We start from the raw sequence: 21,324 nt of genomic DNA on the forward strand, positions 1-21,324 counted from the left end.
TGCGTCCCCTCTGCGTTCGTGCAGCCTGCCCCGGCTGCCCCGGCAGCCGCCGGGGGGCACGGTAACCCACCCCGGCAGAAACCTCATTGTTGCTCACTCCGCATCGGACGGAAGCCCCGGGTCCGACGGTTCCCCCCGCCGCGTCGCGGAGTTACAACGGAACGATGTCCGGCGCCCCCAGCCGCGCCGCGTCCGCCGTCTGGTCGTCCGGCTGGCGCTGGGATTCGCGCTCCGCCTGGACCCTCTTCTCGTAGTGTTCGACCTCCTTCTCGATCTGGTGCTTGTCCCACCCCAGCACCGGAGCCATCAATTCCGCGCACTCGCGGGCCGATCGGGTCCCCCGGTCGAAGGTCTCGATCGAGATCCGGGTCCGGCGCGTCAGGACGTCGTCCAGGTGCCGGGCCCCCTCGTGCGAGGCGGCGTAGACGACCTCGGCCCGCAGGTAGTCGTCCGCCCCGGTCAACGCCTCGCCCAGCGACGGGTCGGCCGCGATCAGTTCGAGGATCTCCTCCGTCAGGGATCCGTACCGGTTCAACAGGTGTTCCACCCGCACCACATGGAGCCCCGTTCGCGCCGCCGTCCCCGCGCGGGCGTTCCACAGGGCCCGGTAGCCCTCGGCCCCCACCAGGGGGACGTCCTCCGTGACGCACTCCGCCACCCGCCGGTCGAGGCCGTGCACCGCCTCGTCGACCGCGTCCTTGGCCATCACCCGGTACGTCGTGTACTTGCCGCCGGCCACCACCACCAGCCCCGGCACCGGATGGGCCACGGTGTGCTCGCGCGACAGCTTGCTCGTCGCGTCCGACTCCCCGGCCAGCAGCGGCCGCAGGCCCGCGTAGACCCCCTGGACGTCGTCCCGGGTCAGCGGCACCGCCAGCACCGAGTTCACGTGCTGCAGCAGGTAGTCGATGTCCGCGCTCGAAGCGGCCGGGTGGGCCTTGTCCAGGTCCCAGTCGGTGTCGGTGGTGCCCACGATCCAGTGGCGGCCCCACGGGATGACGAACAGCACCGACTTCTCCGTCCGCAGGATCAGCCCGGTGCTCGAATGGATCCGGTCCTTCGGGACGACCAGGTGGATCCCCTTCGACGCCCGCACGTGGAACTGCCCGCGCTCCCCGATGAGCGCCTGGGTGTCGTCGGTCCACACCCCGGTCGCGTTGACCACCTGCTGGGCGCGGATCTCGTACTCCCCGCCGCCCTCCACGTCCCGGACCCGGACCCCCACCACCCGTTCGCCCTCGCGCAGGAAGGCGACCACCCTCGCCCGGTTGGCGCAGTGCGCCCCGTACGCGGCGGCCGTCCGCACGAGGGTGGCGACGTAGCGGGCGTCGTCCATCTGGGCGTCGTAGTACTGCAGGGCGCCCACGAGCGCGTCCTTGCGCAGGGCCGGCGCGATCCGCAGCGCCCTGCGGCGCGAGAGGTGCCGGTGGGTGGGCAGGCCGCGCCCGTGCCCGCTGGAGAACGACATGGCGTCGTAGAGGGCCACGCCCGAACCTGCGTAGAAGCGCTCCCAGGCCTTGTGCTGGAGCGGGTACAGGAACGGCACCGGCTTCACCAGGTGCGGGGCGAGGCGCTCCAGCAGCAGGCCGCGCTCCTTCAATGCCTCCCGTACGAGCGCGAAGTCGAGCATCTCCAGGTACCTGAGCCCGCCGTGGATGAGCTTGCTCGACCGGCTCGACGTGCCGGACGCCCAGTCCCGGGCCTCCACCAGACCCGTCGAGAGGCCCCGGGTGACCGCGTCCAGCGCCGTGCCGGCGCCGACCACCCCCGCGCCGACGACCAGCACGTCCAGTTCCCGTTCGGCCATCCGGGCGAGCGCCTCCGCCCGCTGCGCCGGCCCCAGTGTCGCTGTCCTCACGGCTGCCTCCCGTTGGTGCGGGCCGAACCCCGCTCGATGCGGGTGATCCCGCTCACATCTCCCGTTTCACGATTCTGACCGGCCGCACCGACATCGGCCACCGGCTGTGGACAACACAACGGTAGCCACCACCCCGCAATGCGACATATCTGTCATATATACGCCTAGTCTGACATTGCGCCAGCTCTCGGCGGCCTCCGGACCCGTCCGGACCCCCCTCCCGGGGACGCGCGCGCACCGCCCCCTCATGCCAGGGAAGGGAAGGGACGGCCCCCCATGCCCGCAGATCTCGCCGTCATCGGACTCGGCCACCTCGGCCTCCCCCTCGCCCAGGCGGCCGTCGCCGCCGGGATCGAGACCATCGGCTACGACAGCGGCCCCGCCACGGACAGCAGCCTCACCGCGGCCGAGGTCCGCCGCATGTCGGCGGCCGGCTTCCGGGTCACCACCAACCCCGCCGACCTCGGCCGGGTCCGCACCGCCGTCGTCTGCGCCCCCACCCAGCTGGGCGCCGACCGGGCACTGGACCTCTCCGCCGTCGGCGAGGCGGGCCGCGCGCTGGCCGCCCGGCTGCGCCCGCACACCACGGTGATCCTCGAATCCGCCGTCCACCCGGGCGTCACCGAGGACTACCTGCGCCCCATCCTGGAGAGCGGCTCCGGACTGCGCGCCGGGCGCGACTTCCACCTGGCCTACTCCCCCGCCCGCCACGATCCCGGCAACCGCACCCACGGCATCGCCAACACCCCCAAGGTCATCGGCGGCCTCACCCCCGCCTGCACGGAATCCGCGCACGCCTTCTACGCCCGCCTCACCGAGAAGGTGGTGCGCGCCCGCGGCCTGCGCGAGGCCGAGACGGTCCAGCTCCTGGAGACCAACTACCGGCACGTGAACATCGCCCTCATGAACGAGATGGCGGTGCTCTGCCACGACCTCGGCGTCGACCTCTGGGACGTCGTCCGGTGCGCCGAGACGAAGCCGTACGGGTTCCAGGCCTTCCGTCCGGGCCCGGGCGTCGGCGGACACGGCGTCCCCCTCGACCCCAACTACCTCCCGCACACCACCCGCACCCCCGGGCACCCGCTGCGCATGGTCGGCCTGGCGCAGGAGATCAACAACCGGATGCCGCAGTACGTCATCCAGCGCTCGGCCACCCTGCTCAACGAGCACGGCAAATCCGCCCGCGGCGCCCGCGTCCTGCTGCTCGGCGTCACCTACAAGCAGGACCTCGCCGACCAGGAGGGCTCCCCGGCCCGCGAGATCGCCAGCCGGCTCCTCGACCTCGGGGCCCAGGTCAGCTACCACGACCCGTACGTCGCGGGCTGGCGGGTGCGCGACCGGCCCGTGCCCCGCGCCGATTCGCTCTACGAGGCCGCCGCCAACGCCGACCTGACGATCCTGCTCCAGCACCACCGCACGTACGACCTCCAGGGGCTCGCGGTGAAGGCCCAGCTGCTCCTCGACACCCGGGGCGCCAGCCCGGCCGGGGCGGCCCACCGCCTCTGACACCGGTCCGGTCCCACGCCCCGAAATACCCCGTCGGATGTCGGCGCCCCCTGCTAGCCTGCGGCGTCACTTATCTCGTACTTACGACTGACCACCGTACGTACGTGCGTGTTTACCGATCCCTGGGGGGGATTTCCGATGAGCCAGAACTTCCAGCCGCCCACGCCCGCGCCCTCGCCCTACGCCGAAGCCCCGGCTCCCGCGCCCGCGCCCGCCTACAGCAGCCCCGGCCTCGGCGTCCTCGCCGCCGTCGTCGCGGCGATCGCGGCCGCCGCCGTCTACGGCTGGATCATCAGCGCCACCGATCACCAGATCGGCTACGCGGCCGTCGGCGTCGGCGCCCTGGTCGGTTTCGCCGCGGGCAAGGCCGGCGGCCGCAGCCCCGCCCTGCCGCCCGTCGCCGCGCTGCTCGCACTGGCCGCCGTCTTCGCCGGCCAGCTGTTCGCCATCGTCCTGATCTTCGCCGGCAAACTCCAGGTCAGCGCCTTCGACATCCTCGGCCAGGGCGCCTCCCCCCTCATGGAGGTCTGGAAGGAAGCAGCGGACCCGCTGACGTTCGTCTTCCTCGCCATCGGCGGGTACGCCGCGTTCCAGATCTCCCGCAAGACCGCCACCTAGGCCGTCCGGACGCCGTCGCCGCGGGCCGCTCCGGCGGCCCGCCGCTCGTCCGCGTCGGCCAGCCAGAAGTACAGCGGCGGCAGGCCGAGCTCCAGCGCCGCCAACGGGATCTGGAACCAGTGCGGCCATCCGTGGACCGCCACGGACAGCACCCGCCCCACGCCGCCGAGCAGGAAGACCGCCGACAGCCACCGGACGGCACGCGCCGGGACCGGCGTACGGCGGGCGGTCTCGATCCAGGCCAGCCCGAACCCGACGAAGATCGCGTTGTAGAAGCGCTCCCGGCTGTCCACGGTCACCGCCGCCGGCCCCGCCCCCTCGGTGCCGGGCACCGAGGCGATGCCCAGCACCAGGTGGTAGAGCCCGATCGCCACGCAGGCCACGCCCATGGCCCAGGCGAGCCCCTTCAGAAGTCCGTGCCTGCTCACGACCCCACCCCGCTTAGTAGACACACGTCAACTTGGGGTGAGCGTAGGAGCGTAGTAGACACGCGTCAAGTAACTTGGGCGGATGACCACGCGCCGCCGCCTCTCCCCCGACGACCGCCGCGCCCAGCTGCGCGCCGTCGGAGCCGCCCTCTTCGCCGCGAAGCCGTACGAGGACGTCCTCATGGAGGAGGTCGCCGAGCGGGCCGGGGTCTCCCGCGCCCTGCTCTACCGCTACTTCCCGGGCAAGCGGGAGCTGTTCGCCGCCGTCTACCGGGAGGCCTCGGACCGCCTCCTGTCCTCGACCGCGCTCGACCCGGACGTCCCCGCCTCCGCCTGGCTCCGGGCCGGACTCGACACGCACATCGACTACTTCGCCGCGAACCGCAACACCGTCCTCGCCGCCAACCGCACGCTCGCCGGCGACCCGGTGGTGCAGGCGATCATCGACGACGAACTGGCCGGCCTGCGCGCCCACCTGCTGACCGTCACCGCCCCCGCCGAGGAGCAGTACGCCATGGTCTCGGCCGTGGTGACGAGCTGGCTGGTCTTCGTCCGCGCGCTGTGCGTGGACTGGCTCCTCGACGGCGCCTACTCCCGCACCGCGCTCGCCGACATCTGCGTCGGCGCCCTCACCGGCGCCCTCGCGACCGTCCCCGGGCTGCGCCCGCTGCCCGCCGCGGCAGGGCGCTGACCGGACGGAGTACGCCGGAGGGCCGGTACCCCACATGGGGGTACCGGCCCTCCGGCGTACGTACGGGAGCGACCCGGCAACCGGGTCAGCGGCGGTGCTGCGAGTCCGCGACCGTGACCTCGACCCGCTGGAACTCCTTGAGCTCGCTGTAGCCGGTGGTGGCCATCGAGCGGCGCAGCGCGCCGAAGATGTTCATCGAGCCGTCGGGGGTGTGCGAGGGACCGGTGAGGATCTCCTCGGTGGTGCCCACGGTGCCGAGGTCGACCTTCTTGCCGCGCGGCACGTCCTCGTGGACGGCCTCCATGCCCCAGTGGTTGCCCTTGCCGGGCGCGTCCGTGGCACGGGCCAGCGGGGAGCCCATCATCACGGCGTCGGCGCCGCAGGCGACGGCCTTCGGGATGTCGCCGGACCAGCCCACGCCGCCGTCGGCGATGACGTGCACGTAGCGGCCACCGGACTCGTCCATGTAGTCGCGGCGGGCCGCGGCCACGTCCGCGACGGCGGTGGCCATCGGGACCTGGATGCCCAGCACGTTGCGGGTGGTGTGCGCGGCGCCGCCGCCGAAGCCGACCAGCACGCCCGCCGCGCCGGTGCGCATCAGGTGCAGGGCGGCCGTGTAGGTGGCGCAGCCGCCCACGATGACGGGGACGTCGAGCTCGTAGATGAACTGCTTGAGGTTCAGCGGCTCGGCGGCGCCGGAGACGTGCTCCGCCGACACGGTGGTGCCGCGGATGACGAAGATGTCCACGCCCGCGTCCACGACGGCCTTGGAGAACTCGGCCGTGCGCTGCGGGGAGAGCGCGGCGGCGGTGACGACGCCGGAGTCGCGCACCTCCTTGATCCGCTGACGGATCAGGTCCGCCTGGATCGGCGCGGAGTAGATCTCCTGGAGACGGCGGGTCGCGGTCTCCTCGTCCAGCTCCGCGATCTCGTCGAGCAGCGGCTGCGGGTCCTCGTAGCGGGTCCACAGGCCTTCGAGGTTCAGCACGCCGAGGCCGCCGAGCTCACCGATGCGGATCGCGGTCTGCGGGGAGACCACCGAGTCCATGGGGGCGGCCAGGAAGGGAAGCTCGAAGCGGTACGCGTCGATCTGCCAGGCGATCGAGACCTCCTTCGGGTCCCGCGTACGCCGGCTGGGGACGATGGCGATGTCGTCGAAGGCGTACGCCCGGCGGCCGCGCTTGCCGCGCCCGATCTCGATCTCAGTCACGTGTGGTGGCCTTTCCTCTGGGTCTGCCCGTCCAGTATCCCCGACGGGCGGAGCCTTGCGTTTCGGTGACCGCTGTACGGACGTACGCGCGCACGGCGAAGGGGCGGACCCGGCACTTTCGCCGGGTCCGCCCCTCACCTCACGCGCTTCAGCCCTTGCGGCTGTAGTTCGGTGCCTCGACCGTCATCTGGATGTCGTGCGGGTGGCTCTCCTTGAGGCCCGCCGAGGTGATCCGGACGAAGCGGCCCCGGTCCTGGAGCTCGGGAACGGTGCGCCCGCCGACGTAGAACATCGACTGGCGCAGGCCCCCGACGAGCTGGTGCACGACCGCGGAGAGCGGGCCGCGGTAGGGGACCTGGCCCTCGATGCCCTCGGGGATCAGCTTGTCGTCACCGCCGACGCCCTCCTGGAAGTAGCGGTCCTTGGAGAAGGACTTCTGCTCCCCGCGGGACTGCATCGCGCCGAGCGAGCCCATGCCGCGGTACGACTTGAACTGCTTGCCGTTGATGAAGAGCAGCTCGCCCGGGGACTCCTCGCAGCCCGCGAGGAGCGAGCCGAGCATCACCGTGTCGGCGCCCGCGACCAGGGCCTTGGCGATGTCGCCGGAGTACTGCAGGCCGCCGTCGCCGATGACCGGGACGCCCGCGGCCTTGGCGGCCAGCGAGGCCTCGTAGATCGCGGTGACCTGCGGGACGCCGATGCCGGCGACGACGCGGGTGGTGCAGATGGAACCGGGGCCGACGCCGACCTTGATGCCGTCGCAGCCGGCGTCGATCAGCGCCTGCGCGCCGTCGCGGGTGGCGACGTTGCCGCCGATGACGTCCACGCCGGCGTTCGACTTGATCTTGGCGACCATGTCGCCGACCAGGCGGGAGTGGCCGTGGGCGGTGTCGACGACGATGAAGTCGGCGCCCGCCTCGATCAGCGCCTGGGCGCGCTCGTACGCGTCGCCCGCCACGCCGACGGCCGCGCCGACGAGCAGCCGGCCGTCCTTGTCCTTGGCGGCGTTCGGGTACTTCTCGGCCTTGACGAAGTCCTTGACCGTGATCAGGCCCTTGAGGATGCCCGCCTCGTCGACCAGCGGCAGCTTCTCGATCTTGTGGCGGCGCAGCAGCTCCATGGCGTCCACGCCGGAGATGCCGACCTTGCCCGTGACCAGCGGCATCGGGGTCATGACCTCGCGCACCTGGCGGCTGCGGTCCGACTCGAAGGCCATGTCGCGGTTGGTGACGATGCCGAGGAGCTTGCCGGCCGGGTCGGTCACCGGGACGCCGGAGATGCGGAACTTCGCGCACAGCTCGTCTGCCTCGCGCAGGGTCGCGTCCGGGTGCACCGTGATCGGGTCGGTGACCATGCCGGACTCGGAGCGCTTGACGAGGTCGACCTGGTTGGCCTGGTCGGCGATGGAGAGGTTGCGGTGCAGGACGCCGACGCCGCCCTGACGGGCCATCGCGATGGCCATGCGCGACTCGGTGACCTTGTCCATGGCGGCGGACAGCAGCGGAACGTTCACTCGGACGTTGCGCGAGATGAGGGAAGAGGTGTCGATCGCGTCAGGCGCCATGTCCGACGCGCCCGGCAGCAGCAGCACGTCGTCGTAGGTCAGTCCGAGCGTGGCGAACTTGTCGGGTACTCCGGTCGAACCGCTGTCGGTCATGACACCTTCCCAAATGGTCTTGCTCTGCGCGGATGTCCATGCTAACGGGATCCCGACGCGTCTCATTCCACGACCAAGGTCAAGCAGAAGATTCGTCGTTTCCTACGATGGATCGCGCGGCCCGGAGTCACACAGCGGGACCGCGCGACCCGTCACTGTTCCGCCAGGGCCCGCAGCCTGCTCAGCGCCCGGTGCTGCGCGACCCGCACCGCGCCCGGGGACATCCCGAGCATCTGGCCGGTCTCCTCCGCGGTCAGGCCGACGGCCACCCGCAGCACCAGCAGCTCGCGCTGGTTCTCCGGCAGGTTGGCCAGCAGCTTCTTGGCCCAGGCGGCGTCGCTGCTGAGCAGGGCCCGCTCCTCGGGGCCCAGCGAGTCGTCGGGCCGTTCCGGCATCTCGTCGGACGGCACGGCCGTGCTCCCCGGGTGCCGCATGGCGGCCCGCTGGAGGTCGGCGACCTTGTGCGCGGCGATGGCGAAGACGAAGGCCTCGAAGGGCCGGCCGGTGTCCCGGTAGCGCGGCAGCGCCATCAGGACGGCGACGCAGACCTCCTGCGCCAGGTCCTCCACGAAGTGACGGGCGTCACCGGGGAGCCGCGAGAGCCGGGTGCGGCAGTAGCGGATGGCCAGGGGGTGTACGAAGGCCAGCAGATCGTGCGTGGCCTGCTCGTCGCCCTCCACCGCACGGCGCACGAGCGCGCTGACGGCCCCGGCTCCGCCGCCCTTGGCGGCGCCGGTGGGTGCTGTGGCCGTGGGGGATCCCAGGGCCTCGTCGTCGCGCATCAATCCATGGTGCCTTGGCGCCGGAGCATTCGCGGCACCGTGGTCCGTGTTGTGCATCGAAGCGTTATGAGCGGGTGCGCCGGAACTCATCATGTGCGCCCTCCCCTCCGCTCGGCCCGAATCGTCGCCCCCGGGGCCCCGGGGACTCGACCTCTCCAAGAATGCGGCACACCACCAAGGATGCGGCATCGCGCCCGAAGCGACACGTCCCCCGGATTGTGCACCGCCAATCCCCGGCGGGTCACCGGGTACGACGCGACGTACGGCGGTGTCCGCGCGGCGCCGCCGACGGGGCGGCGGGCACCTCCCCGCGGGGGCCGGGGCGCGTGCCGCCCCGTCCGCCGGCGGCGGACGGGACCGCTCGGGACGACCGGTCGGGGATCCCGCAGGTCAGCGGACGAGGCCCCAGCGGAAGCCGAGCGCCACGGCGTGCGCCCGGTCCGAGGCGCCGAGCTTCTTGAACAGCCTGCGGGCGTGGGTCTTTACCGTGTCCTCGGAGAGGAAGAGCTCGCGCCCGATCTCCGCGTTGGAACGGCCGTGGCTCATGCCTTCCAGCACCTGGATCTCGCGCGCGGTGAGCGTGGGCGCGGCGCCCATCTCGGCCGAGCGCAGCCGGCGCGGGGCCAGTCGCCAGGTCGGGTCGGCGAGGGCCTGGGTGACCGTGGCCCGCAGTTCGGCGCGCGAGGCGTCCTTGTGCAGGTAGCCGCGGGCGCCGGCGGCGACCGCGAGGGCCACCCCGTCCAGGTCCTCGGCGACCGTCAGCATGATGATGCGGGCGCCCGGGTCGGCGGACAGGAGCCGGCGGACCGTCTCGACACCGCCCAGCCCCGGCATGCGTACATCCATCAGAATCAGGTCGGAGCGGTCGGCACCCCAGCGGCGGAGGACTTCCTCGCCGTTGGCTGCCGTCGTCACACGCTCGACGCCGGGCACGGTGGCAACCGCGCGACGGAGCGCCTCTCGGGCAAGCGGGGAGTCGTCGCAGACGAGGACGGAAGTCATGACCGCCCTCCGCAGCTGCTGATGCGCGTCACCTTGAGCCTCCAGGCTGGTACGTATCGTCACCTGTGCGATCGATGCCCTCGGACACCTGTCCGGGAACTTCTCGGTTCAACCGCACTCGCTCTCTCAACGATGGTCACTCGAAAGAGTTACGGGTCGGACGGACACCTTCGGCACTCTACGTGAGGAAGCGATCACGACGCCGGAGCCACGAGCGAGCTGTCCTCCATCTGGAGCTATGCCCTATTTGGCGGCTTTTCTTCCGTTTGGCATGTGTCTGAGGCTAGATTCCCAATGAGTCATATTTACATCTACTACGACAGTAGGTGTGGAGACATGGACCGTATCCGCCTCAGTACCGGCACCAAGAGGGACTACCCATGGCAGATTTCTCCCGCCTCCCCGGACCGAACGCCGACCTCTGGGACTGGCAGCTGCTGGCTGCCTGCCGCGGGGTCGACAGCTCCCTGTTCTTCCACCCGGAGGGCGAGCGGGGTGCGGCCAGGAGTGCGCGCGAGGCCTCCGCTAAAGAGGTCTGCATGAGATGCCCGGTGCGTTCGGAATGCGCCGCGCACGCACTGGCCGTCCGCGAGCCCTACGGGGTGTGGGGCGGCCTCACCGAGGACGAACGCGAGGAGCTGATGGGCCGCGCGCGGCACCGCCTGATCCCCGCGTCGAGCACGATCGGCCCCATCGCCCCGCACTGACCGCCGAGCGGCGGCAGGAACCTCCGAAGGAACGTTTCGCCTGATCTCCCGCCCTCCCCGGCGCCGCGCCGGACGGGGCGGGGGTCAGCGCGCGGCGGCCCGCACCAGCTCACCCAGGGTCGCCGCCACCGCCGGTACGCGCGCCAGGTCGGGCAGCGTCAGCGCCACGACCTCCCGCTCCACCGCCGGCTCCACGGCCAGGGTGCTCACGCCCTTGGCCCGTACGGACTCCACCGCCAGCTCCGGCAGCACCGCGACCCCGAGCCCCGCCCCGACCAGCCCGACCACGGCGGGGTAGTCGTCGGTGGCGAAGTCGATGCGCGGGGTGAAGCCCGCACCCTCGCACACCTCCACCAGGTGGCGGCGGCAGCGCGGGCAGCCCGCGATCCAGGGCTCCTCGGCCAGTTCCGCCATGCCCACCCGCTCGGCGCCGGCCAGCCGGTGCCCTTCGGGAACCAGCCCGACGAGCCGGTCGGTGAGCAGCGGCGTGACCACCAGGTCCTCCCACTCGGCCGCCGCCCCCGCCGCCCCGCCCCCGTAGCGGAAGGCCAGGGCCAGGTCGCAGTCCCCCTCGCGCAGCATCTCCACCGACCGCGGAGGCTCCGCCTCGACCAGCGAGATGCGGGTGCCGGGGTGCGCGGCGCGCATCGCCGCGAGCGCGGTCGGCACCAGGGTGGAGCTCCCGCTCGGGAAGGAGACGAGCCGGACCCGGCCGGCGCGCAGCCCGGCGATGGCCGCGACCTCCTCCTCGGCCGCCGTCAGCCCGGCCAGGATCCCGGCCGCGTGGCGCACCAGGGCCTCGCCGGCCTGGGTCAGCCGCATTTCGCGGCCCGTGCGGATCAGCAGCGGGGTGCCGGCCGACTGTTCGAGGGCCTTCATCTGCTGGGAGACGGCGGGCTGGGTGCAGCCGAGCTCGCGGGCGGCGGCGGAGAAGGACCCGGTCCCGGCGACAGCGCGCAGGACCCGGAGATGGCGTGCCTCAATCACGGTTCGAGCATAAGCCCGGCTTTGACGTTGGCGCCAATGTCCGGCTTGACCCTTTGAGCTCGGGGCCGCTTCCGGTGACACCGCGGAGCCGGAAGATCACGACTGCGTACGCACCCGCCCGCACAGGCGCCCAGGCCGTGCGGGGCGGCTAGGTTGCGCACATGACGACTGCGTTGATTACGGGATCCACGGCGGGCATCGGCGCCGCCTTCGCCCGCCGCCTGGCCACCCAGGGGCACAACCTGGTGCTGGTGGCCCGCGACACCAAGCGGCTGGCCGAGCAGGCCACCGAGCTGCACGACCGGCACGGCATCGAGGCGGAGGTGCTGCCCGCGGACCTCTCCACGGAGCGGGGCATCGCGGCGGTCGAGACCCGTCTGGGGGACCGTACGCACCCGGTGGACCTGCTGGTCAACAACGCGGGATTCGGCAACAAGGGCCGCTACCTCGACGTGTCGATGGCCGACGAGCTGGCCATGATCAAGGTGCACGTCGAGGCGGTGCTGCGGCTGACCTCGGCGGCGACCGGGTCGATGCGCTCGCGCGGGCGCGGCGGGGTGGTGAACGTGGCCTCGGTGGCGGCCTTCGTACCGCGCGGCACCTACGGCGCGAGCAAGGCGTGGGTCGTGCAGTTCACCCAGGGGGCGGCACGGGACCTCGCGGGTTCGGGCGTGCGGCTGATGGCCCTGTGCCCGGGGTTCGTGCGGACCGAGTTCCACCAGCGGGCGGGCATGGGGACGGACAACATCCCGGGCTGGCTCTGGCTGGACGCCGACAAGCTGGTGGCGGCGGCCCTGGCGGACCTGGCGCGCGGCAAGACCGTGTCGATCCCCGACCCTCGGTACAAGGCGCTGATGGGCGTGGTGAAGCTGACGCCGCGCGGGATCCTCGGCGGCGTGTCCTCCCGCACCGGGCGCAAGTACGGCCCCCAGTAACCGGTGTGACCCACAGGTAAGCGCACCAAGTGGGTGAAATCTCCCTAAACTGGACGTGTCCCATCCACCGCAGGAGGCGACGCGATGACATTCGTACAGGTGATCGATTACGAGACGAAGCGGTTCGACGAGATGAACGCGCTCATCGACCGCTACGCGGAACAGACCAGCGGCAGGCGCACGGTCACCCACACCATGATCGGCCGGGACCGCGACGCGCAGACGCACTACGTGGACCTCGTCGAATTCCCGTCCTACGAGGAGGCCATGAGGAACTCTCACCTCCCCGAGACCGACCGGATGTTCCAGGAGATGGTGGCCCTCTGCGAGGGAATGCCGAAGTTCATGAACCTCGACGTCGTCCGGGACGAGTACCTCAACAAGCTGGTCGCGAACCGGGTCTTCGACGAGATCGCCGTGAAGGGCGACTTCGACGCCATCGAGGAGTGCGTCGCGGCCGACTACGTCACCCACGACATGATGGACACGCAGGGCCGCGGCAACGGCCGGGACGGGCTGCGGCGGACCATCGGCATGTGGCGGGACGCGTTCGACTTCACGTTCGACAAGACGCGCCAGATGGCCGAAGGGGACTGCGTCACCACGCTGTGGAACTGGAAGGGCACCCACAAGGGCGAGTTCATGGGAGTCGCGCCGACCGGCAAGGAAGTCAGCATGTCGGGATGCATGACCTGCCGGATCGAGAACGGCCAGATCGCGGAGGACTGGTGGTACTACGACGCCCCCGGTCTGATGCGGCAGCTGGGCATGATGCCCGGCTGACCGGACACCCGGACGCCCGGATGCCCGGACGGCGCGGGATACCCGTACGGCGCGGGAGGCGTCGACGGCGCGGACACGCAAGAGGCCCTGGTCACCCCCGCTCGGCAGCGGTGACCAGGGCCTTCTCACGCGTCAGGCGCCGTCGGCCTCAGTGGCCGTGGAGCCTCAGTGGCTGTGGCCGTGACCGTGGCCGTGACCGGCGTCGGCCTCTTCCTCGGCCGGCTTCTCGACGACCAGGGTCTCGGTCGTGAGCAGCAGGGAGGCGATGGACGCGGCGTTCTCCAGCGCGGAGCGGGTGACCTTGACCGGGTCGATGACGCCGGCCTTGACCAGGTCGCCGTACTCGCCGGTGGCGGCGTTGAAGCCCTGGCCCTTGTCGAGCTCGGCGACCTTGGAGGTGATGACGTAACCCTCCAGGCCGGCGTTCTCGGCGATCCAGCGCAGCGGCTCGACGGCGGCGCGGCGCACGACGGAGACGCCGGTGCCCTCGTCGCCGGTCAGGCCGAGGTTCTCGTCGAGGACCTTGACGGCGTGGACGAGCGCGGAGCCACCGCCGGAGACGATGCCCTCCTCGACCGCGGCGCGGGTCGCCGAGATGGCGTCCTCGAGACGGTGCTTCTTCTCCTTGAGCTCCACCTCGGTGGCGGCGCCGACCTTGATGACGCAGACGCCGCCGGCGAGCTTCGCCAGGCGCTCCTGCAGCTTCTCGCGGTCCCAGTCGGAGTCCGTGGACTCGATCTCGGCCTTGATCTGGTTGACGCGGCCCGCGACGTCAGCGGCGTTGCCGCCACCGTCGACGATGGTCGTGTCGTCCTTGGAGATGGTCACGCGGCGCGCGGAACCGAGGACGTCCAGGCCGGCCTGGTCGAGCTTGAGGCCGACCTCCTCGGCGATGACGGTGGCACCGGTGAGGGTGGCCATGTCCTGCAGCATCGCCTTGCGACGGTCGCCGAAGCCGGGGGCCTTGACGGCGACCGCGTTGAAGGTGCCGCGGATCTTGTTGACGACGAGGGTGGAGAGCGCCTCGCCCTCGACGTCCTCGGCGATGATCAGCAGCGGGCGGGAGCCGCCGGCCTGGATGACCTTCTCCAGCAGCGGCAGGAGGTCCTGGATCGAGGAGACCTTGCCCTGGTTGATCAGGATGTACGGGTCGTCGAGGACGGCCTCCATACGCTCCTGGTCGGTCACCATGTACGGGGAGAGGTAGCCCTTGTCGAAGGCCATGCCCTCGGTGAACTCCAGCTCCAGGCCGAAGGCGTTGGACTCCTCGACGGTGATGACACCGTCCTTGCCGACCTTGTCCATCGCCTCGGCGATGAGCTCGCCGACCTGCTGGTCCTGCGCGGAGAGCGCGGCCACGGCGGCGATGTCGGACTTGTCCTCGATCGGGCGGGCGGTCGCGAGGAGGTCCTCGGACACGGCCTTGACCGCGGCGTCGATGCCCTTCTTCAGGGCGGCCGGGGAAGCGCCGGCGGCGACGTTGCGCAGACCCTCGCGGACCAGCGCCTGGGCCAGCACGGTGGCGGTGGTGGTGCCGTCACCCGCGATGTCGTTGGTCTTGGTCGCCACCTCCTTCACGAGCTGGGCGCCCAGGTTCTCGTACGGGTCGTCCAGCTCGACCTCGCGGGCGATGGTGACACCGTCGTTGGTGATGGTGGGGGCGCCGAACTTCTTGTCGATGACGACGTTGCGGCCCTTGGGGCCGATCGTCACCTTGACCGTGTCGGCAAGCTTGTTGACACCGCGCTCGAGGGCGCGACGGGCGTCCTCGTCAAACTTAAGAATCTTCGGCATGGGAGCGGTCAGCCCTCTCGTTGCGATCCCCGGCCGCTCACCGCGACCGCCTGGCTAGAACGAACTACGCCCCTCGCCGCCCGGCATCAGCAGGGGTGACCAGGGGCGTAGCTCAAGGCAAAACTGGAGAAGCGAATTACTTCTCGACGATCGCGAGCACGTCGCGGGCCGAGAGGACGAGGTACTCCTCGCCGCTGTACTTCACTTCGGTGCCGCCGTACTTGGAGTACAGGACGACGTCGCCGACGCTGACGTCCAGCGGGAGACGCTGGCCGTCCTCGAAGCGGCCCGGGCCCACGGCAAGGACGACGCCCTCCTGGGGCTTCTCCTTCGCGGTGTCCGGGATGACCAGGCCAGAGGCCGTGGTCTGCTCGGCGTCGAGCGGCTGGACCACGATGCGGTCCTCGAGCGGCTTGATGGCAACCTTGGAGCTGGTGGTCGTCACGATCCGACCTCCCCCTTCGGAGATCCGGGGTTAACTGTCTGAGGTGGCGACCAGGTCGATCCGTCGTCGCGGGTGCCGGATCTGCCTGTCGCTGTGTTGGCACTCACCAGGGGCGAGTGCCAGACGCGAGACTATTCCGGCGATTAGCACTCGGTCAAGCGGAGTGCCAATCCAGCTCGCGCGGCGTCGTCATCCGGCCGCCCCTTGGCCGAGAACCCGAAGGCACGTGCGACGTACCCGTGGGTACCCCTGGGTATCCGTACTCAGGCGGCGGCACCGGCCCGCGAACGAGACTGCCCCCATGACGAGACCGACACGCGCCGAACGCGCGCGCACCGGATCCGACTGGGCCGCGGACATCGCGACCGCCCTGCTGCTGACCCTGCTGGAGGCCGCGGCCGTCGCCGTCGGCCTCTACGTGGCGGTCGTCGCCACCTGGGACGCCCAGGGCACCGGGGGCGACGACACCACGGTCCTGGTCCTGCTGCCGGGCGGACTCGTCCTGGCCGCCGTGGCCGCCGGGGTCGTCTCGGGCCGCGCCTTCCGCCGCCGCGCGCCGGTCACCGGATGCGTCCAGGCACTGGTGTGCGCGGCCCTGCTCGCGGGCACCGCGGGCGTGGCCTACCAGTCCCGCGACCGGCTGCGGTCCGATCCGCCCGCGCCCTCGTCCCCGTACCGGGGCACGTACGGACAGTGCTTCAGCGGCGGCGACGCCCACGAGTGCCCGGGGGGCTGACGCGGCCGGTGTGCGGATCCGGTGCGCGGGACCGGTGCGCGGGACCGGTGCGCGGGAGCCGGTGCGCGGGAGCCGGTGCGCGGGAGCCGGTGCGAGAGACGGGCGTGTGAGACCGGTGCGAGAGACCGGTGTGTGAGAGTGGAAGCCGTGCGCATCCTCGTGGTCGAAGACGAAGAGAACCTGGCCGAATCCCTCCGCCAGGGCCTGTCCGCCGACGGCCACCGCGTGGAGGTCGCCCACGACGGCCACCGGGGCCTGGAACTGGCCCTCACCGGCGGCCCGTACGACGCCGTGCTCCTGGACCTGATGCTCCCCGGCCTCGGCGGCGCCGAGATCTGCGCCCGGATGCGCGCCCACGGCGTCCCCACCCCCGTCCTGATGCTGACCGCCAAGGACGGCGAGCAGGACGAGGCCGAGGGCCTCGACGCGGGCGCCGACGACTACCTCACCAAACCCTTCTCCTTCGTCGTGCTCGGCGCCCGGCTGCGCGCCCTCGCCCGCCGCGCCGCCGCCCCCGAACCCACCGTGCTGCGCGCCGGCGACCTGGTCCTCGACCCGCAGGACCGCCGCTGCCGCCGCGGCACGCACGACATCGAACTGACCGCGCGCGAGCTCGGCGTCCTCGCCTGCCTGATGGAGCGCCCCGGCCGGGCCGTCGCCAAACAGGACATCCTCGACGAGGTCTGGGACGCCCCCCACGACATCGACCCGAACATCGTCGAGGTCTACGTCTCCTCCCTGCGCAAGAAGATCGACGCCCCCTTCGGCCGCCGCTCCATCCTCACCGTCCACGGCACCGGCTACCGGATGGCCCCCGACGGTGGTTAGCAGCATCCGCGCCCGGGCCGCCCTGGCCGCCGCCCTCGCGATGGCCGCCGTCCTGGCCGGCGGCGGACTGTGGCTGTACACCCTCATGCGCGCCAACCTCCTCGACAACACCACCGGCCGCACCGAGCTCGCCGCGCGCAAGGTCGCCGCCCAGCTCGACACCCGCACCCTCCCGCCCGGCGGGCGGCTGCCCGCGCCGGAGAGCGGCGTGGACCTGGTCCTCGTACGGGACGCGGCCGGGCGGACGGTCGCCACCAGCGGGGGCCCTCAGGAGGTCCCCGGCCTCGACGGCCTGCGCCCCGCGCCGGGCCAGGACTCCCGCTCCGTCGTGCTCGCCCCCACGGCCCCCGGTGCGGAGCGGCGGGTGGCCGTCGTCGTCCAGGCCCCCGGCACCGGCGGCGGTCCGCACACCCCCTACACCGTCTACGCGATGACCGTGCTCAGCGACGTCGACGACGCCACCCGCGCCATCGCCCTCGGGCTGCTCGCCGGCGCGCCCCCGCTGATCGCCTTCGCGGCGGCCCTGGCCTGGTGGGTCACCGGGCAGGCGCTGCGGCCCGTCACCGCGATCCGTACCGAACTCGCCGCCGTCACCGCCAGCGAGCTCGACCGGCGCGTGCCCGACCCGGGCGGCGCCGACGAGATCGCCCGGCTGGCCCGGACCGTCAACGACACCCTCGACCGGCTGGAACGCTCCGACGCCCGCCAGCGCCAGTTCACCGCCGACGCCTCGCACGAGCTGCGCAACCCGCTGGCCGCCGTCCGCGCCCGGCTGGAAGTCGCCCTGGCCCGGCCGCGTCCCGACCGGGAGTCGGTGGCGGCCGCGCTGGCCGACACCGAACGGCTCCAGCGGATCGCCGCCGACCTGCTGCTGCTGGCCCGCCTCGACGGCGGGCCCGCGCCGCGCCCCGAGCCCGTCGACCTCGCGCTGCTCGCCGCCGAGGACGCGGCCCGGCGGCCCGCGCCCCGGGTGCCGGTGCGGCCGGCCGCGCCCGCGCCCGTACCCGCGTACGGGGATCCGGCGCGGCTGGAGCGGGCCCTGGCCAACCTGGTGGACAACGCCCTGCGGTACGCCCGCTCCGGGGTCCTGGTCCGGGCCGTCGCCGAGGACGGCTGGGCGGTACTGGAGGTCACGGACGACGGTCCGGGCATCCCGGAGGCGGACCGGGACCGGGTCTTCGAGCGGTTCGTACGCCTCGACTCGGACCGGGGGCGGGCCGGGGGCGGGACCGGGCTGGGCCTGGCCATCGCCCGGGAGATCGCGCGGGCCCACGGAGGCGACGTACGCGCTCTGCCGCCCGGGGAGGGTGCCACGGGCGCCCGGCTGGAGCTGCGCGTGCCCACGCGGCGCCCGGGCTGAAAGCCGCCGCCGGGGGCGGCACGGCCGGGGCGGGGGGTGCCGGGGCGGGGGTGCCGGGGCGGGCGCTCAGGATTCCTTCAGCGGCCCTGCATCAGCATCGACAGCCATGAGCGCGCATCGAAGGAAGACCAGCCGCCGCCGGGCCCGGCCCCGGCGGATCGGGCGCACGCTGCTGATCACGGGCTGCGCGCTGACGGTGATGGCGGGCGGCACGGCCTGGTACCTCTACCGGGACCTCGCGTCGAGCATCGGCAGCTCCAAGGCCCTGGAAGGTGCTGAGAAATCGGCGCACGGGGACCTGAACATCCTGCTCATCGGCCTGGACAGCCGCCGCGACCAGAACGGCGACCCGCTGCCCGAGGAGGTCCTCGACCAGCTGCACGCGGGCAGCTCCGACATCGGCGGCTACAACGCCAACACCATGATCCTGCTGCACGTGCCGGGCGACGGCAGCAAGGCGAAGGCCTTCTCCATACCGCGCGACGACTTCGTGGACCTCTCCGGCGTGCCCGGCCACGGCAAGGACAAGATCAAGAAGGCGTACGGGCTGGCGAAGTCGGCGAAGGAGGACCAGCTGACGGCGCAGGGGGTCAACGACCGGCGCCGGCTGGAACACGAGGGGCGCGAGGCGGGGCGCAAGGCCCAGATCGACACCGTGCGCAACTTCCTGGGCGTCCCGGTCGACCACTTCGCCGAGCTGAACCTGGCCGGTTTCTACCACCTGGCCGACGCACTGGGCGGCGTACCGGTGTGCCTGAAGAAGCCGGTGAAGGACAAGTACTCGGGCGCCGACTTCCCGGCGGGCCGCCAGACCCTCAACGGCAAGGAGTCCCTGGCCTTCGTACGGCAGCGGCACGGGCTGGAGATGGGCGACCTCGACCGGACGAAGCGGCAGCAGGCGTTCCTGGCGGGCGCGACGCAGAAGCTGAACTCGGCCGGGACCTTCACGGACCCGGCGAAGCTGCTCAAGCTGATCGACACCGCGAAACAGGACGTCGTGACGGACGCGGGCTGGGATCTGCTGGCCTTCGTGAAGCAGGCGAAGAACCTGTCCGGGGGCAAAGTGCAATTTACGACACTCCCCGTGGAGGGGTTCGGAAGGAACCATGGGGAGGACATCAACGTCGTAGATGATATGAAGATAAAGCGCCTCATTGCAGAGCAGATCGGTCCCCAGGCCACTGCGACCCCGAGTGCACCGGGCGCCGCCTCCTCACCCTCTTCCCCGCCGCCCCCCTCATCCTCATCCTCACCCGCCGCGTCACCGCCGGCACCTCCCTCCCCCACGGAGCAGCCCGGCATCATCGACGGCGGCGGCATACCGTGCGTGGACTGAGGCCCCAGACGGTGTCGGGTGCGCGCCGCCGCACCGAGGCACTGCTCCTGCTCCTCGTCATCGGCATCGCCGTCTTCGGCCACGTGAGCGCCGGGCTGGCGATGAACGGGGAGCTGCCGCAGCAGCTCGTCAGCTTCGTCATCAGCCTGACGCTGCTGTCCCTGGTGGGACACCTGGGCATCCGCCGGTTCGCGCCGTACGCCGACCCGCTGATCTTCCCGCTCGCCATGCTGCTGACCGGGCTGGGCCTGGTGCTGATCCACCGCCTCGACCAGGGGTACATCGAGCGGTACGGCTCCGACGCGAACGCGCCCGGCCAGCTGATGTGGACGGTGGTCGGGGTCGCCGCCTGCATCCTGGTGGTGGCGCTGCTGCGCGACCACCGGCTGCTCCAGCGGTTCATCTACATCACGATGGCCGTCGCGCTGGTGCTGCTGATCGCGCCGGCGTTCTTCGGCGCGGACACGTACGGCGCGAAGCGCTGGATCATCCTCTTCGGCTTCTCGCTCCAGCCCGGCGAGTTCGTGAAGATCATGATCGCGATCTTCTTCGCGGGCTACCTGGTCATCCACCGGGATTCCCTGGCCCTGACGGGCCGGAAGTTCCTGGGCATGCGCCTGCCGCCGATGCGCCAGCTCGGCCCGATCGTCACGGTGTGGGTCCTGTCCATGCTCGTCCTCGTCTTCGAGCGCGACCTGGGCACCTCGCTGATCTTCTTCGGCGTCTTCGTGGTGATGCTCTACGTGGCCACCGAGCGCACCAGCTGGATCGTGTGCGGTCTGTTCATGGCGGCGGTGGGCGCCTTCGCGGTGGGGGCGACCGAGCCGCACGTGAAGGCCCGCGTGGCGGCGTGGCTCAACCCGCTCTCCTACTACTGGAAGGACCGCCCGCCGGGCGTCACCTCCGACCAGTCGGCGCAGGCGCTGTTCAGCTTCGGCACCGGCGGCATCTCGGGCACCGGCCTGGGGATGGGCCACCCCGAGCTGATCAAGTTCGCGGGCCGCAGCGACTTCATCCTGACGACGGTCGGCGAGGAACTGGGCCTGGCCGGGGTCATGGCCGTCCTGATCCTCTACGCCCTCCTCGTGCAGCGGGGGCTGCGGATGGCGCTGGCCGCGCGCGACCCGTTCGGCAAGCTGCTGGCGGTCGGCCTGGCCTCGGCGCTGGCGCTCCAGGTCTTCGTGGTGGCGGGCGGCGTCACGGGGCTGATCCCCCTGACCGGCAAGGCCCTGCCCTTCCTGGCGAAGGGCGGCTCCTCCCTCCTGGCCAACTGGATCATGATCGCCCTCCTCCTCCGCATCAGCGACAGCGCGGAACGCCAACGCGAAGCGGACGCCCGAGGCCCGGCGGAAACGACGATCACACCGGTGGTGGCGGCGGGGCGGTGAGGGGGGGCGGGGCTTCGCCCCGGCCCACCCCCCGGCCGGGCGCGGGGCGGGGCGCTCGCGCGGACGGCGGGACCACAGGGGCTCGCCGGAACCGGCCGGCCCCCGACCCGGGTCGGAGCACGCCCCCGGCCCGGGGCCCGGGGGCGGCGGGACCCGGCCGGCCCGGATCAGAGCAGGACTGGGGGCTTCCCGCCAGTCCATCGTCCTTCCGCGCCGGTCCGGTCCCTCAAGGGCGCTCCCTTCGGTCGCGTCGCTTCGCGATGGCCTTCGGCC

20 protein-coding genes are annotated in these 21,324 nt (G+C 71.9%); 11 read left to right on the forward strand and 9 right to left on the reverse strand.

Annotated elements, in window-relative coordinates:
• Positions 1-151: 151 nt before the first annotated feature.
• Positions 152-1,858, reverse strand: a complete 1,707-nt coding sequence (locus ABZW32_RS13865) for a glycerol-3-phosphate dehydrogenase/oxidase (protein WP_356215128.1) — start codon at positions 1,856-1,858, stop codon at positions 152-154.
• A gap of 276 nt (positions 1,859-2,134) precedes the next feature.
• Here ABZW32_RS13865 and ABZW32_RS13870 point away from each other — a divergent pair, with 276 nt between their 5' ends.
• On the forward strand, positions 2,135-3,364 hold the full coding sequence (locus ABZW32_RS13870; protein ID WP_356215130.1) for a nucleotide sugar dehydrogenase: 1,230 nt from the start codon (positions 2,135-2,137) through the stop codon (positions 3,362-3,364).
• 138 nt (positions 3,365-3,502) lie between these two features.
• Entirely contained in the window at positions 3,503-3,982 is a 480-nt protein-coding gene (locus ABZW32_RS13875) for a hypothetical protein (protein ID WP_356215132.1), read from the forward strand.
• Here ABZW32_RS13875 and ABZW32_RS13880 read toward each other — a convergent pair.
• A complete protein-coding gene (locus tag ABZW32_RS13880) occupies positions 3,979-4,410 on the reverse strand; it encodes a DUF4345 domain-containing protein (RefSeq protein WP_356215134.1) in 432 nt (143 codons plus the stop codon). The genes ABZW32_RS13875 and ABZW32_RS13880 overlap by 4 nt on opposite strands.
• Positions 4,411-4,492: 82 nt before the next feature.
• Here ABZW32_RS13880 and ABZW32_RS13885 point away from each other — a divergent pair, with 82 nt between their 5' ends.
• Positions 4,493-5,101 carry a helix-turn-helix domain-containing protein gene (locus ABZW32_RS13885; protein ID WP_356215136.1) on the forward strand — a complete coding sequence of 203 codons (609 nt, stop codon included), beginning with the start codon at positions 4,493-4,495 and terminating at the stop codon, positions 5,099-5,101.
• Between the two features lie 85 nt (positions 5,102-5,186).
• On the opposite strand, the gene ABZW32_RS13890 is transcribed toward ABZW32_RS13885, so the two are convergent.
• The 4 genes from ABZW32_RS13890 to ABZW32_RS13905 all read right to left on the reverse strand — a co-directional run bounded on the left by ABZW32_RS13890 (position 5,187) and on the right by ABZW32_RS13905 (position 9,752).
• Positions 5,187-6,311 carry a GuaB3 family IMP dehydrogenase-related protein gene (locus ABZW32_RS13890; RefSeq protein ID WP_285535322.1) on the reverse strand — a complete coding sequence of 375 codons (1,125 nt, stop codon included), beginning with the start codon at positions 6,309-6,311 and terminating at the stop codon, positions 5,187-5,189.
• A gap of 148 nt (positions 6,312-6,459) precedes the next feature.
• Complete coding sequence (gene guaB / locus ABZW32_RS13895; protein WP_356215138.1) at positions 6,460-7,968, reverse strand: IMP dehydrogenase; 1,509 nt, start codon at positions 7,966-7,968, stop codon at positions 6,460-6,462.
• A gap of 152 nt (positions 7,969-8,120) precedes the next feature.
• Entirely contained in the window at positions 8,121-8,750 is a 630-nt protein-coding gene (locus ABZW32_RS13900; protein WP_356215140.1) for a sigma-70 family RNA polymerase sigma factor, read from the reverse strand.
• Positions 8,751-9,140: 390 nt separating this feature from the next.
• On the reverse strand, positions 9,141-9,752 hold the full coding sequence (locus ABZW32_RS13905; RefSeq protein WP_003948568.1) for a response regulator transcription factor: 612 nt from the start codon (positions 9,750-9,752) through the stop codon (positions 9,141-9,143).
• Positions 9,753-10,132: 380 nt separating this feature from the next.
• Between ABZW32_RS13905 and ABZW32_RS13910 the strand changes: the two genes are divergently transcribed.
• A complete protein-coding gene (locus ABZW32_RS13910) occupies positions 10,133-10,459 on the forward strand; it encodes a WhiB family transcriptional regulator (RefSeq protein ID WP_030230767.1) in 327 nt (108 codons plus the stop codon).
• Between the two features lie 84 nt (positions 10,460-10,543).
• Here ABZW32_RS13910 and ABZW32_RS13915 read toward each other — a convergent pair whose 3' ends face one another.
• Entirely contained in the window at positions 10,544-11,446 is a 903-nt protein-coding gene (locus ABZW32_RS13915; RefSeq protein ID WP_030230765.1) for a LysR family transcriptional regulator, read from the reverse strand.
• A gap of 161 nt (positions 11,447-11,607) precedes the next feature.
• Between ABZW32_RS13915 and ABZW32_RS13920 the strand changes: the two genes are divergently transcribed.
• Together ABZW32_RS13920 and ABZW32_RS13925 are read left to right on the forward strand one after the other, a co-directional pair.
• The gene (locus tag ABZW32_RS13920; protein ID WP_356215142.1) at positions 11,608-12,381 is read left to right on the forward strand and encodes an SDR family oxidoreductase; all 774 of its coding nucleotides are present in this window, start codon (positions 11,608-11,610) and stop codon (positions 12,379-12,381) included.
• Between the two features lie 84 nt (positions 12,382-12,465).
• On the forward strand, positions 12,466-13,164 hold the full coding sequence (locus ABZW32_RS13925) for an ester cyclase (RefSeq protein ID WP_356215144.1): 699 nt from the start codon (positions 12,466-12,468) through the stop codon (positions 13,162-13,164).
• A 165-nt stretch (positions 13,165-13,329) separates the two neighbouring features.
• Here ABZW32_RS13925 and groL read toward each other — a convergent pair whose 3' ends face one another.
• Both groL and groES read right to left on the reverse strand, forming a co-directional pair.
• The gene (groL, locus tag ABZW32_RS13930) at positions 13,330-14,958 is read right to left on the reverse strand and encodes a chaperonin GroEL (protein WP_356215146.1); all 1,629 of its coding nucleotides are present in this window, start codon (positions 14,956-14,958) and stop codon (positions 13,330-13,332) included.
• Between the two features lie 136 nt (positions 14,959-15,094).
• The gene (gene groES / locus ABZW32_RS13935; RefSeq protein WP_356215148.1) at positions 15,095-15,403 is read right to left on the reverse strand and encodes a co-chaperone GroES; all 309 of its coding nucleotides are present in this window, start codon (positions 15,401-15,403) and stop codon (positions 15,095-15,097) included.
• 301 nt (positions 15,404-15,704) lie between these two features.
• Between groES and ABZW32_RS13940 the strand changes: the two genes are divergently transcribed.
• The 5 genes from ABZW32_RS13940 to ABZW32_RS13960 all read left to right on the forward strand — a co-directional run bounded on the left by ABZW32_RS13940 (position 15,705) and on the right by ABZW32_RS13960 (position 21,051).
• Positions 15,705-16,139 (forward strand): DUF6234 family protein, encoded by a 435-nt coding sequence (locus ABZW32_RS13940; protein WP_356215150.1) that lies wholly within the window; start codon positions 15,705-15,707, stop codon positions 16,137-16,139.
• 147 nt (positions 16,140-16,286) lie between these two features.
• On the forward strand, positions 16,287-16,967 hold the full coding sequence (locus ABZW32_RS13945; RefSeq protein WP_030230753.1) for a response regulator transcription factor: 681 nt from the start codon (positions 16,287-16,289) through the stop codon (positions 16,965-16,967).
• Positions 16,960-18,327: a HAMP domain-containing sensor histidine kinase gene (locus ABZW32_RS13950; protein ID WP_356215152.1), complete on the forward strand. Its 1,368-nt coding sequence runs from the start codon at positions 16,960-16,962 to the stop codon at positions 18,325-18,327. The genes ABZW32_RS13945 and ABZW32_RS13950 overlap by 8 nt, the downstream gene beginning before the upstream one ends.
• A 106-nt stretch (positions 18,328-18,433) precedes the next feature.
• Positions 18,434-19,663 carry an LCP family protein gene (locus ABZW32_RS13955; RefSeq protein WP_356215154.1) on the forward strand — a complete coding sequence of 410 codons (1,230 nt, stop codon included), beginning with the start codon at positions 18,434-18,436 and terminating at the stop codon, positions 19,661-19,663.
• Entirely contained in the window at positions 19,651-21,051 is a 1,401-nt protein-coding gene (locus tag ABZW32_RS13960; RefSeq protein WP_356215156.1) for an FtsW/RodA/SpoVE family cell cycle protein, read from the forward strand. Before ABZW32_RS13955 ends, ABZW32_RS13960 begins: the two co-directional genes overlap by 13 nt.
• The last annotated feature ends 273 nt before the right edge of the window (positions 21,052-21,324 follow it).

It is taken from the genome of Streptomyces sp. NPDC004667, from assembly GCF_040609475.1.
Taxonomy (GTDB): Bacteria; Actinomycetota; Actinomycetes; order Streptomycetales; family Streptomycetaceae; genus Streptomyces.

Excerpts from the sequence above, each read along its gene's own strand:
- ABZW32_RS13940 (WP_356215150.1), top strand. The coding sequence starts at position 15,705 with ATGACGAGACCGACACGCGCCGAACGCGCGCGCACCGGATCCGACTGG.
- ABZW32_RS13870 (WP_356215130.1), top strand. The coding sequence starts at position 2,135 with ATGCCCGCAGATCTCGCCGTCATCGGACTCGGCCACCTCGGCCTCCCC.
- ABZW32_RS13905 (WP_003948568.1), bottom strand. The coding sequence starts at position 9,752 with ATGACTTCCGTCCTCGTCTGCGACGACTCCCCGCTTGCCCGAGAGGCG.
- groL (WP_356215146.1), bottom strand. The coding sequence starts at position 14,958 with ATGCCGAAGATTCTTAAGTTTGACGAGGACGCCCGTCGCGCCCTCGAG.
- ABZW32_RS13955 (WP_356215154.1), top strand. The coding sequence starts at position 18,434 with ATGAGCGCGCATCGAAGGAAGACCAGCCGCCGCCGGGCCCGGCCCCGG.
- ABZW32_RS13925 (WP_356215144.1), top strand. The coding sequence starts at position 12,466 with ATGACATTCGTACAGGTGATCGATTACGAGACGAAGCGGTTCGACGAG.
- ABZW32_RS13885 (WP_356215136.1), top strand. The coding sequence starts at position 4,493 with ATGACCACGCGCCGCCGCCTCTCCCCCGACGACCGCCGCGCCCAGCTG.
- ABZW32_RS13910 (WP_030230767.1), top strand. The coding sequence starts at position 10,133 with ATGGCAGATTTCTCCCGCCTCCCCGGACCGAACGCCGACCTCTGGGAC.
- guaB (WP_356215138.1), bottom strand. The coding sequence starts at position 7,968 with ATGACCGACAGCGGTTCGACCGGAGTACCCGACAAGTTCGCCACGCTC.
- ABZW32_RS13875 (WP_356215132.1), top strand. The coding sequence starts at position 3,503 with ATGAGCCAGAACTTCCAGCCGCCCACGCCCGCGCCCTCGCCCTACGCC.
- ABZW32_RS13900 (WP_356215140.1), bottom strand. The coding sequence starts at position 8,750 with ATGCGCGACGACGAGGCCCTGGGATCCCCCACGGCCACAGCACCCACC.
- ABZW32_RS13920 (WP_356215142.1), top strand. The coding sequence starts at position 11,608 with ATGACGACTGCGTTGATTACGGGATCCACGGCGGGCATCGGCGCCGCC.